Below are 12,198 nucleotides of genomic sequence, written 5' to 3' on the forward strand. Positions count from 1 at the left end.
TTACTTGCCAAACATGGCAGCACCTTCAATGGTGCCCGGTGCGCCGCCGCCGCCGCCGGACCAGATCATATAACTGATACCCGCATAGTCAGCGTTTGGACCCGCCAAAAAGCCATTAATAATTGCTTCACAGCTTCCACCGGCTGATGAACAGGCTGCACCGCCGCCGCTAATAGCCACATTACCGTAAAATGAAGCCGCACCCGACCGGAAAGTCATCCCTGATTGAGATGGATCAGCAAGGCCCCCAGTTGATACAATATCATATACTGCATCACCCGGCATATCGACAGATAGGTCAACCCCAACTGCTGGTGTACTGCCAAAAGCAACCGCGATATCGCCCGTTAACGTACCTGGCGCTCCTGATGAAGATGCGCCCCACGCAGGCGAGGTGGCTGCAATCAGGCCATAAGTTGCCGTGCCACTTTGCGGTAAAGTTTCTGTTTCAAGGCCAATCGCATAATGAAAGCCTTCATCAGCATCAAACGTAAACGTATTATTGAAGTAAGAGCCTGCTGTATCGCCGTCAGACCAACGTCCAATTGCGATATATTCATTACCCGCCACTTCTGACGCCGTGGTTGTACCAATTTCGGGCGATTCAGATGTATTTGTAGTCCAGATATAGGATGTCAATTCACCTGAGGTGCCGAATGTAGCATCTACGGGACCGCGTGAATCTATGCCAATTTGCGACCCAGCATACACGAGGAAATATGGCCCGGCATTGAGCGGTGCTGATACACCTGTTGTTGGTGTATCCGGCGTATCCGGCGTGTCTGGTGTATCCGGTGTATCCGGTGTATCCGGCGTGTCTGGAGTGTCTGGAGTGTCTGGAGTGTCTGGAGTGTCTGGTGTATCCGGTGTGTCTATTTCACCATTCAAAATACTTGCAAGAACAAAAGGTATACCACCTTCCCCGCGCACGTCTCCAACAGCAAATACTGTCTCAAGAGTATCGAACCATGCTTGGTAATCGCCGGGCTGTGCCGCCAGTAATTGTAAACGGTCCCGAATAAGTTCTGGCAGACTGTTAATGTTTGTAACCTGCGCGCTTTCGCCGCCCTCAACAACAAAAGTACCCGCATTATTTGTAACAGTAACGGTACCACGGCCAACGCTAACCGTCATGCCATCGTCAACACTCACCAAAAACTCAAGGCTATCAACTTTAACATCACCGTAAGGCGTGCTTATTTCATAAGAAATTGTGCCGGAAACCGACCCCGTGCCACCAATGGCACGCATGCCACCATGTTCCATTGTCATTTCAAACGTGCCTGTTGCCGCATTGAATGCGTCCACCGTCAGGGCCGAGTTTGGCTGAAGTGAAACAAAGCTTTGGTTGTTCAGGCGAATTTGCAAACGGCCTGATGATGTATTGATTGTATCGCCCACAGAAATGGACTGGCCTTTGCTGGGAAGTGTCGTTGACCCTATAGAAAAAGCGACTTCGCCGATTGACTGTGCATGCACACTTACCGGCGCAACAGGTAAGAGCATCAGAGCGGAAACAGCCAGCCCTAATATTTTACCACTGGTTTTGAAATGTATAGTATTAAACATTTTTCTGTCTCCCGGATCAGAAGCTAAGACGCAGGCCGACCTGCGCCGTAAAGCGATCATAATCATTAATGACAATGTTAGATTTATTTCTGGAGTAACTGAGTTCAGGTACAAGGCTGATGCTATCAGTTAGTTGGTAGTTTACTGCACCAGACAAGCTCCAGTTATCGTCAGATCTGCCAGTCAAAAACAAAGGATCGGTACCGCCGTAGTTACGGTTTTCATAGGCAGCTGTTGCACGCACAGACGTTTCAGCGTTTAAAGAATAGGCCACAGTCGCAGACCCACCCCAGAAGTTATGCCCCAAATCAGGCCTTGCGCTTGCTTTTTCGTCTTCAGTACCAACATTTGCACGCAGCAGAACACGCCCGGGAGCAGATTTGGCAGCGCTGCCAAACTTAAAGACAGCACTCGCGCCGCCTGAATACCGCACAGCATCACGAATAGGCTGGTCAGGATAATCCAGATCAAGAACCTGCGCAAAAGCACCGACCATGAAAGTGTCGGATAGAGCATGATCCCACTGACCAGAAAGGCCGTAAGCACGTCTAAACTGATCGTAGCCAACCGTGAATATCTGCCCCTGCACTGCAACGCTGAATTTGTCAGCCCCAGACGCATGAACATATCCAAGAGAACCAGAATAAACACCAATATCCAGATCATCAGCAGAGAAATGAACTTTTTGGGACAGGTTTACACCAGCAACGATTGCAGCGCTTTCATTAAGCTGGTGACGGTAGCCAAAGCCTGCACTAAACTGCATATATTCGTCGCCCTGCTCGCGGGCAGCGGCAGACAAATTTGCCATCCCGAGGGCTGCAAAAGCTGGTATGAAAATCTGCGTTTCTTCAGTCGCGCTATTGATATTGTCGTCATATCCAACAGCAACCCCAACATACCCGCTAAACCCGCTTTGTGACGCCTTAGGCGCCTCAAGAGCTGCAAGATACCGCTCAACACCTGTTAGAACTTCTGGTGGAAGCTGTTTTTGACGCGCTGTCTGGAATTCTTGCTTTGCTGACAAGCGTTCGCCCAGCACATAATAGTTACGAGCGATCGCAACACGGGCATTTGCATCATCTGGGCGTGTTGCCACGGCACGCTCAAGTGCAAAAATAGAAACTTGAGGCATGCCAGCATCCAGTGCGGAGACCCCTAGTAAAAAATCATACTCAAAATTACCGGCATATTGTCGTTCTTTACTTGAAAGCATTTGATATGCTTCCGTAAATTTTCCAGCCTTGACCAAACTTTCGGCCTGTTCAAGAAAAGTATCTGCGGCCTGTGTTCCCGTGGCACACAAAAAACTCATCAGATAGCCTGCGGCTATCCAGTTTCTGCATTTCATTTGCGTCTCCAGATCCTATGTAAGTTATCATTGTTAAGGCTGTGGTTTCCCCCGAAGCTCGCCTTAAACGTGATATACCCGAGCACCGCCCCGGCACGTATCCCCTAAACAGGGTATGTGTATGCTTTTTCTTGGGTATTTCCCTTTGACACCTTGGCGCATGCCTATACTGGCAGCACAATAGCTCGATTTTTAAAGTCAAATTCACCCCTATTCCGGGGATATGCCCTTTCTGCCCGCCCTTTATAGTTACGCCTTTGCCGGTTGCGGCATTCAAAGGCATCAATCAAGGAAAAGGGGCCAATATGCGTATCAACAAGTCTATTGCACTGGGGCTAACTGCCATAACTGCTGTGCACCTAATTTCAGCACCCGCATCTGCAAAATCATTCAAAGCGAAATACTATAAAGAATGTTACGCCGAAGTTGACGCGGTCGCAGATCTTGTAAAGCCCACCACAAGTCTGAGTGATACCGCAGGAAAAGCGACTGGTCTTTTAGGCTCGGTTGGCAGTTTTGCCGGCATTGGCGGTTTTGGCGGTAGCCTGTCAAAAGCGGCAACCACTATGCAAAAGATAAACAAATATAGCGGCCTGATTGACGATGTTGGCGGCTTTAGTGCCCAAATGGCAACAGACCATCCAGACCCAAATGATCGTTTTGCTGCATACGGCACCCACATGAGCAATGATGCAACAGACCTTGAGAAGGTACAGTCTGCAGTTACACAGTCACAAGAATGCTATAACACAGCGTTCGATACACTTTCCGCACAGGTTGCCGCTGGCGAACTGAAAAAAAGCAAAGCAAAAAAACAGCTTGGTGAAATTCAAAAAGGCTCAAAGGCAACTGGTGATGTTCTCATAAACGCAATGGATCATATTAATAAAAACATTACCTCCTACGATCAGGTTTTAAATACAGAAACCCAAGCCTTTCAGCCCAATATACAATCCCTATTTGCCGCACAGCAAAATAGTGTAAATGCGGGAATTACCCAAAGCGCTTATAATCAGGTTGCCACTATTGGCGGTGTTGCTGGTGCGGGTACCGTATCAAGCATCGCAAATTTGCGCGGGGCAACTGCCGGGGGCATGTTCAATGCAGGTACTCTTTCAGGTCTTGCTGGCATGCTCTCTAACGAAGCAAATGCAGACGATACCTCACAGCAAGGCCTTCAGGCTGTAGCCGCCTCAAGCCAGCAGTATCTGGGTATCTACGAAAGCCTGCAAGGTACAATTGAAAAACAGCGCTTGCTTGAAGTGAAAGTTAATAAAGGCCTTTAGGCTATAGCCTGATTTTACATACCATACTCTATATTTCTTCAGGCCGCAGCTTTGCGGCCTGTTTGTTTTGGCTCTTACCTGTATTAAAAATCATGAAATAAACTGGACTAGTCGCTACTCAAACCTATTATCACGTCAAACCTAAATTGCTTATAAGCTCATGAGGATATTTTATGGCGTTACCAAAGGTACTTTCCAATCTGCGAATTCCGGTCATTGGATCACCGCTTTTCATTATCTCCAATCCAGATTTGGTTATTGCTCAGTGCAAAGCGGGTATTGTGGGTTCGTTTCCTGCACTGAATGCAAGACCGGGACCAGTGCTGGAAGAATGGCTGAAGCGGATTAACGAAGAACTTGACGCCCATAACCAAGCCAACCCCGACAAACCAGCCGCACCGTTCGCTGTAAACCAGATTGTGCACCGCTCGAATGACCGGCTAGAGCATGATGTGGAGATGTGTGTTAAATATAAAGTACCTGTTGTTATTACATCTCTTGGTGCCCGCACAGAAGTGAATGACGCCATTCATTCATACGGCGGCATTGTCCTGCACGATATCATCAACAACACCTTTGCTAAAAAAGCAGTGGAAAAAGGCGCTGACGGCCTTATTGCAGTGGCATCCGGCGCTGGCGGGCATGCTGGCACCCTATCCCCTTTTGCCCTTATTCAGGAAATACGCGAATGGTTTGATGGCCCTCTTGCCCTTTCAGGCTCGATTGCAACGGGCGGTGCAGTGCTTGCGGCGCAAGCAATGGGTGCTGACCTTGGTTATATTGGCTCTGCTTTTATTGCCACAAAAGAAGCAAATGCCGACGAACGTTACAAACAGTGCATTGTGGACCATAACGCAGGGGATATTGTCTATACAAACCTCTTCACGGGTATTCACGGCAATTACCTGAAACCCTCCATCGAAGCTGCGGGCATGGACCCCGATAATTTACCCGAAAGTGACCCATCAAAAATGAACTTTGGTTCTGGTGGCGGTGAAAAATCAAAAGCATGGCGTGACATTTGGGGCTGCGGTCAAGGCATCGGGGCTGTAAAAGCTATTTTGCCTACTTCGGGGCTTGTTGACCGACTGGAAGAGGAATATAAAGCTGCTCAGAAGCGCATATGCGCTTAACAACTAGAATAAAGCCACTGGAGACACCCAAATGCTGCCCGGCAGTGAAAACCTGATTGCCTTTATTGTTGCTTCCATAGCGCTGGCCGTAATACCCGGCCCAGACATGACATATGTGGTGACAGAGACAGTCAGGCGAGGGATAAAAAGTGGCTTCTATGCGCTTGCCGGCATAAATATTGGGTGCTTTGTCCATATTACACTTGCTTCCATTGGCCTTACTGCATTGATTGCAGCAATGCCGGGGGCCTTTACTGCGCTTAAGTTTGTAGGTGCCGCATACCTGCTTTACACCGCCTATCAAGTGTTGACCGCAAAAGACGATAAAGCCGATATGCCCGCGACAAACACCTCCGCACAGGGCCTGCGCCTTATTAAACGCGGTATAATGATCAACCTGCTAAACCCTAAAGTAGCCTTATTTTTTCTGGCTTTTTTACCGCAGTTTATAGACCCAGCAAAAGGCGCAACCGGTTTGCAAAGCCTGAGTCTCGGTTTAGTTTTTAGCCTTATTGCTAACCTCATTGTCATTCCCATTCTTCTATTCTCTGGCTATTCATCCTCAAAAATAAAAGCGACCCCCCTTACAGGCAAAATACTACGCTGGTTTTCGGCCTCTATTCTGGGCGGTTTTGCAATTCGTTTAGGGCTAAGCCAAACCAACTGATCCTTGCCTACATAAAATACAGCAGAAACCCTGTATTAAAGATTGACATAAGCCGCTACATCCGTATATTCCCGGCGTTCAGGCAGAAGGAAGTTATTCCTCCTGCTCGTTAGCTTTGAAAAAAGCCTGCGGAAACCGCCCAAAGTGTGGGGTTTTACTAAAGGGTTAAACCCACCCGGTTTACTGCGGCGTGAATGAAGAGAAGGAACTAACATGTTCGCAGTCGTAAAGACCGGCGGTAAACAGTACCGTGTTACCGAAGGTGATGTCATTAAAGTTGAGAAACTTGATGGCGAAACAGGAAAAAGCATCGTTCTTGGTGATGTTCTCATGCTTGGGGACGACAAGGGCGTAAAAGTTGGCGAGCCACTTTTAAAAGACGTTTCTGTAACTGCTGAAGTACTTGAGCAGAAAAAAGACAAGAAAATCGTCGTTTTCAAAAAGAAGCGCCGCCAGAACTATCGCCGCAAAAGAGGTCACCGTCAGGAGATTACTGTTTTGCGCGTAACAGGCATCGGTAAAGCCGCTGCTAAAAAGACTGAAGCAAAGGCAGAGGAAAAAGCGGCTGCGCCAGCAAAGGCTGCAAAAGCTCCGGCTAAAAAAGCAGAAGCGAAAGAAGCTCCCGCGAAAAAAGCCCCTGCTAAAAAAGCAACAAAGAAAACGGCTGAATAAGCGGCCCATAGAGATTAGGAGATACACAGATGGCTCACAAAAAAGCTGGTGGTAGTTCCCGCAACGGCCGCGACAGTATTGGTCGTCGCCTAGGCGTTAAGAAATTTGGCGGTGAAAACGTTATCCCTGGCAACATTCTTGTTCGTCAGCGCGGCACCAAATGGTACCCGGGTAATAACGTTGGCATGGGCAAAGACCACACGCTCTTCGCCCTGGTTGAAGGTCAGGTCAAGTTTACAAAAGGCAAAGACAACAGAGCTTTTGTTTCTATTGTAAACTAAAAAACCAAGCTTCACCGAACCATTCCAAAAGGCGGGCCTTAGGCTCGCCTTTTTCTGTCAATGATATAGACGGTACCGTAGCTGTATGCACAGAGATTTATGCATCTACTTCCCCATCTATACGCTATCTGTTAGAAACGACTCATGAGATTTGTAGATCAGGCAAGAATATTCGTCAAAAGCGGGCCCGGTGGTAACGGGATCATCTCCTTTCGCCGTGAAAAATTCATTGAGTTTGGTGGCCCAAATGGCGGTGATGGCGGCAAAGGTGGTGATGTCATCGTTAAAGCGGTTAAAGGCTTAAATACCCTTGTAGATTACCGCTATAAACGGCATTTCAAAGCTGACAAAGGCCGCCACGGCATGGGCAGCAACATGACCGGTGCATCAGGCACAGACTTGCTTCTCGAAGTACCCGTTGGCACACAAATATATGATGAAGATCAGGAATTTCTAATTGCTGACCTTGTAAGGGACGGTGACACAATTGTTCTTGCAAAAGGTGGACACGGCGGCCTTGGCAACACACACTTTAAATCCTCAACCAACCGGGCACCACGGCGATGTACACCGGGCGGTGAAGGCGAAGAAACTTGGATTATTCTGCGCTTGAAACTCCTTGCAGATGCGGGCCTTCTTGGGCTTCCAAATGCTGGAAAATCAACATTTTTGGCCGCAGTATCCCGTGCCAAACCCAAAATTGCAGACTATCCGTTCACAACAATTTACCCGCAACTCGGTGTTGTTGGTTATAAAACCCATGAATTTGTTCTTGCTGACATTCCCGGCTTGATCGAAGGCGCCAGCGAAGGCGTAGGACTAGGCCATCGTTTCTTGGGCCATGTCGAGCGCTGCGGTGTATTACTGCATCTGGTTGATGGCTCTCAGGATGATGTTGTAGCAGCCTACAAAACCATTATGGCTGAAGTGAATGAATACGGCGGCGAGCTAATTGGCAAGCCTATGATTCTAGGCCTTAACAAATGTGATACTCTGGATGAAAAAACCATCACCAAGAAAAAGGCATTGCTGAAAAAAGTTTCTGGCATGCCGGTTATGGCTCTGTCTGGTGTCACAGGGGCTGGAGTCGAGGATGTGCTTGGCGCCCTCTGGGAAATTGTAGTAAAAGACCGCAAAGAACGCGAAGCCGAAATCGCCGAGCAGGAAGAACCAGAAGCGGAGGAAACCACGCCTGGTGGATGGTCTCCAGTTTAGAGCAATGCCATGACCGTTATGACACAGAAATCTGTTATCGAAGATGCTGACCGGATCGTTATCAAGGTTGGGTCTGCCCTTCTTGTTGGGCCTGACGGCAAGCTACGCAAAGAATGGCTTGCACGCCTTGCGGAAGACATTGTTGCACTGCGCAGTAGCGGCACACAGGTAATTCTAGTATCATCTGGCGCAGTAGCGCTTGGGCGCAAGCCACTTGGCTTTGAAAAACGCCCAGAGCGGCTGGAAGAAGCACAAGCTGCCGCTGCTGTTGGCCAGATCAGGCTCGCACAGGCATACCAATCACTTTTCGATAGCCACGACATTGTTATTGCTCAAATTCTCGTAACCATTGACGATCTGGAGGACAGGCCGCGTTTTCTGAATGCCCGTAACACAATTGAGGCGCTTTTAGACCGCGGTGCCATTCCCGTTATCAATGAAAATGATACCGTTGCCACAACAGAAATCAGGTTTGGTGATAATGACAGGCTGGCTGCAAGGGTAGCGCAGGTTGCAGGCGCTGACACCCTCATTCTGTTAAGCGATATTGACGGCCTGTATGATAGTGACCCTCGTACAAACCCTAATGCGTCCCTCATCCGTATTGTTGAAAAAATAACGCCCGCCATTGAAGAGATGGCGGGGCCTCCTGCTCGTGTAAGTGTTGGCTCTGGTGGTATGGTAACCAAAATTGCAGCCGCTAAAATTGCTCTATCCGCAGGATGCTCCATGATTATTATGAGTGGCCTTGCAGAAAATCCAATAAAACGGCTTTTATCTGGCGAAACCTGCACCATATTTCAAGCTTCATCAACACCGCTGGATGTCAGAAAGCAGTGGATACAGGGCATGATGGCACCGCAAGGCTTTTTGCATATTGATCAAGGAGCAGTTGATGCCCTTATGAAAGGTGCAAGCCTTCTACCTGCCGGTGTAGTGGAATGTGACGGCAACTTTGAGCGCGGCGACTTAGTGGCTTTTATTAGTCCTGATAACCATATTATCGGTCAGGGGCTGGTTTCCTACAGCTCGAGCGATACAAGCCGCATTCAAGGTAAAAAAATGAGCGAGGCAACAGACATTTTAGGCTATGTAGGGCGCTCGGCGCTTGTACATAGAGATGATCTGGTTTTGCTGTAAGGACAGATTATGGACGACATACAACATATACCTGACTTAATGCAGGCTATCGGTGCGCAAGCAAAAACGGCTGCTAAAAAGCTGGCAACCGCCACAACTGTACAAAAAAACAAAGCCCTTATGGAGGCCGCGACAGCGCTGCGTGCCTCAATACCTGCTATTATGGAAGCGAATACCAAAGATATTGAATACGGCAAAGCCAAAAACCTGTCTGCCGCCATGATAGACCGTCTTCTCTTGAACGAAGACCGCATTGAAGCGATTGCTATGGGCCTTGAGGCAATTGCTAATCTCCCTGACCCTGTTGGCGACATTATGGCAAGCTGGGATCGGCCAAACGGCCTGCATATAAGCCGCGTGCGTGTGCCGCTTGGTGTTATTGGCGTTATTTATGAGAGCCGCCCCAATGTAACGGCTGATGCAGGTGCCCTTTGCTTGAAAGCAGGGAATGCTGTTATTTTACGCGGCGGCAGTGAAAGCTTCCATTCCAGCACCCGCATTCATGGTTGCTTGGTTGAAGGCCTTCAGAAAGCGGGCCTGCCCGCAGACGCAATTCAGTTAGTGCCAACACGGGACCGTGCCGCAGTGGGCGAGATGCTGACCATGACCGGGGTGATTGATATTATTGTGCCTCGTGGTGGTCGCTCCCTCGTTGAACGTGTCCAAACGGAAAGCCGTGTGCCAGTTTTTGCGCACCTGGAAGGCATTTGCCATGTCTATGTTGACGAGGCCGCCGACATTGAAAAAGCTGTGGCTATTAATTTGAATGCCAAAATGCGCCGTACTGGAATTTGCGGTTCTTCAGAGACCCTTCTTGTTGATGTTAAAGCAGCAGCAATGCTGCCTGCAATCTTAGAGCCTTTATTCAGCGCCGGCTGCGAAATTCGCGGCGACATACAAGTTCAGGCTGCGGATAACAGAGTTAAATCTGCAACCGATACAGACTGGGATACCGAGTATCTGGATGCGATTTTATCTGTCAAAATGGTGGACGGGGTTGATGATGCCATAACACATATCGCGGCCCATTCTTCCGGGCATACAGAATCGATCATCACAGAAAATACAGAAACTGCTGAAAAGTTCCTGAATCTCGTTGATAGCGCTATTGTCATGCATAATGCATCAACCCAGTTTGCAGACGGCGGAGAATTTGGCATGGGCGCAGAAATCGGTATTGCGACAGGCCGTATTCATGCGCGCGGCCCCGTGGGACTAGAGCAACTCACAAGCTTTAAATATCAGGTTCGAGGCAATGGCCAGACACGGCCATAACAGCAGATAATGAAACCAACAGGGAAAAGCATTATGCGGCGTGAAGCAAAGCGCACTGAAGGCCGGGTAATCGGCCTTTACGGTGGTAGCTTCAACCCGGCGCACGAAGGGCACCTGCATGTCGCAAAAGAAGCTTTGAAACGCTTAAAACTCGACGAAATATGGTTTGTTGTTAGCCCAGGGAACCCTCTTAAAGGCGCTGTGGGCATGGCACCCTTTAGCGAAAGAATGTCAAGCATATCAAAGCTTATCGGTTGCCGTCCTAACATGACAGCCACAGATATAGAACAAAAGCTGGATACCGTTTACACAGCAACAATGGTTAGCGAATTGAAAAAAGCATTACCTAAAACAAAGTTTATATGGGTGATGGGAGCAGATAATTTTGTTGGTTTTCAACACTGGAAACACTGGCAAAATATTGTAAGAATGCTTCCCATTGCGATTTTCGACCGCGCAGGCTATGCTATAGACGGACTAAAAAGTGATTTGGCGCGTTATTACCATAAATTTCATGTAGCGCCCAAACAGCTTAAATCGGCCCAAACACCGGCATGGACCTTTGTGACAATACCGCGTCACCCCGGTTCAGCTACAGAAGTTCGGAACCAAAGGGAAACCGAATGGTTTATGAACCAACAAGGAAAGGAAACCTAGTTGCAAGCATCATCGGAGACGCATAGCGTCACTGACACTCTATCGGCACCAAGTGTCGATGTACTCCTCAAAACAGTTATGGAAAGCCTTGATTCTAACAAGGCTGAAGATATTGTCTCAATCGATCTAGCTGGAAAATCAGGCATAGCCGATCATATCGTGATTGCAAACGGTCGCTCACCGCGGCAAGTTGCAGCACTGGCCGACTATGTTATAAAAGACCTGAAAAATGTTGGGCACAAAAACCTCATCATTCAAGGGCTTGAGCAATCAGACTGGGTTCTGATAGATGCCGCCGACATCGTTATTCACATTTTCCGCCCAGAAGTTAGAAGCTTCTATAATCTGGACAAAATGTGGGGTGCGGAACTGGAAGACGGAGATGTGGTAAACTAAACCACACTTTTCAACTTTGACTTAAGGAACGAAGCCTGCTGGTTTCGAAGAGGGTTTTGTGCAAGTTTCCATCATAGCCATCGGGCGCATGCAGCGCGGACCCGAGCAAGATTTAATTGACGAATACCTGCGGCGATTACCATGGAAATCCTCTGTCATAGAAATTGACATGAAAAAACAGCCCCCAACAGCTGATGAACGCAAAGAACGCGAAGCAGATAAACTGCTGGCCGCCCTTCCTGACGGTGCCGCTGTTGTTGTTCTCGATGAAAGAGGCAAAGCGCTTTCATCTCGCGCTTTTGCAAAAAAAATTGACGACTGGATGGTTGCAGGGTTTAACAGCTTGGCTTTTATTATAGGCGGCGCTGATGGACTTTCCCCTCGTGTTAGAGAAAAAGCCGATCTACAGCTTGCTTTTGGCACCCTAACATGGCCCCATATGTTAGTGCGTGTTATGGTGGCAGAACAGGTTTACCGGGCATGGTCCATTAGGTCAGGCCACCCGTATCACAGGGATTGATTATTACGCCCTAAACCCTGATATAAGCTGTTTGTA

Annotated in this window: 13 protein-coding genes; 11 read left to right on the forward strand and 2 right to left on the reverse strand. The window is 48.4% G+C overall.

The genetic code is table 11. The features are described from left to right. Together ICL80_RS15325 and ICL80_RS15330 are read right to left on the reverse strand one after the other, a co-directional pair. Positions 1–1,569 carry a FecR family protein gene (locus ICL80_RS15325; RefSeq protein ID WP_194213602.1) on the reverse strand — a complete coding sequence of 523 codons (1,569 nt, stop codon included), beginning with the start codon at positions 1,567–1,569 and terminating at the stop codon, positions 1–3. Positions 1,570–1,585: 16 nt separating this feature from the next. Beyond that, positions 1,586–2,920, reverse strand: coding sequence for a surface lipoprotein assembly modifier (locus ICL80_RS15330; protein WP_194213603.1), 1,335 nt, complete (start codon positions 2,918–2,920; stop codon positions 1,586–1,588). Between the two features lie 305 nt (positions 2,921–3,225). Here ICL80_RS15330 and ICL80_RS15335 point away from each other — a divergent pair, with 305 nt between their 5' ends. From ICL80_RS15335 to rlmH, 11 genes are all read left to right on the forward strand, one after another. Then, positions 3,226–4,206, forward strand: coding sequence for a hypothetical protein (locus ICL80_RS15335; protein ID WP_194213604.1), 981 nt, complete (start codon positions 3,226–3,228; stop codon positions 4,204–4,206). A gap of 173 nt (positions 4,207–4,379) precedes the next feature. Then, positions 4,380–5,339, forward strand: coding sequence for an NAD(P)H-dependent flavin oxidoreductase (locus tag ICL80_RS15340; RefSeq protein WP_194213605.1), 960 nt, complete (start codon positions 4,380–4,382; stop codon positions 5,337–5,339). 31 nt (positions 5,340–5,370) lie between these two features. After that, positions 5,371–6,006: a LysE family translocator gene (locus ICL80_RS15345; protein WP_194213606.1), complete on the forward strand. Its 636-nt coding sequence runs from the start codon at positions 5,371–5,373 to the stop codon at positions 6,004–6,006. A 213-nt stretch (positions 6,007–6,219) separates the two neighbouring features. After that, positions 6,220–6,678 (forward strand): 50S ribosomal protein L21, encoded by a 459-nt coding sequence (gene rplU / locus ICL80_RS15350; protein WP_194213607.1) that lies wholly within the window; start codon positions 6,220–6,222, stop codon positions 6,676–6,678. Between the two features lie 29 nt (positions 6,679–6,707). Further along, on the forward strand, positions 6,708–6,959 hold the full coding sequence (rpmA, locus tag ICL80_RS15355) for a 50S ribosomal protein L27 (RefSeq protein WP_194213608.1): 252 nt from the start codon (positions 6,708–6,710) through the stop codon (positions 6,957–6,959). Between the two features lie 144 nt (positions 6,960–7,103). Then, positions 7,104–8,174, forward strand: coding sequence for a GTPase ObgE (obgE, locus tag ICL80_RS15360; RefSeq protein WP_194213609.1), 1,071 nt, complete (start codon positions 7,104–7,106; stop codon positions 8,172–8,174). Between the two features lie 9 nt (positions 8,175–8,183). Beyond that, positions 8,184–9,314, forward strand: a complete 1,131-nt coding sequence (gene proB, locus ICL80_RS15365) for a glutamate 5-kinase (protein ID WP_194213610.1) — start codon at positions 8,184–8,186, stop codon at positions 9,312–9,314. A 9-nt stretch (positions 9,315–9,323) separates the two neighbouring features. Next, entirely contained in the window at positions 9,324–10,589 is a 1,266-nt protein-coding gene (locus ICL80_RS15370; RefSeq protein ID WP_194213611.1) for a glutamate-5-semialdehyde dehydrogenase, read from the forward strand. A gap of 33 nt (positions 10,590–10,622) precedes the next feature. Then, positions 10,623–11,246, forward strand: a complete 624-nt coding sequence (gene nadD, locus ICL80_RS15375; RefSeq protein ID WP_194213612.1) for a nicotinate (nicotinamide) nucleotide adenylyltransferase — start codon at positions 10,623–10,625, stop codon at positions 11,244–11,246. Beyond that, the gene (gene rsfS, locus ICL80_RS15380) at positions 11,247–11,642 is read left to right on the forward strand and encodes a ribosome silencing factor (RefSeq protein WP_228073600.1); all 396 of its coding nucleotides are present in this window, start codon (positions 11,247–11,249) and stop codon (positions 11,640–11,642) included. Positions 11,643–11,700: 58 nt separating this feature from the next. Then, a complete protein-coding gene (gene rlmH, locus ICL80_RS15385) occupies positions 11,701–12,162 on the forward strand; it encodes a 23S rRNA (pseudouridine(1915)-N(3))-methyltransferase RlmH (RefSeq protein ID WP_194213613.1) in 462 nt (153 codons plus the stop codon). Positions 12,163–12,198: the final 36 nt, after the last annotated feature.

The organism is Kordiimonas pumila (assembly GCF_015240255.1).
In the GTDB taxonomy this organism is placed as follows: Bacteria; Pseudomonadota; Alphaproteobacteria; order Sphingomonadales; family Kordiimonadaceae; genus Kordiimonas; species Kordiimonas pumila.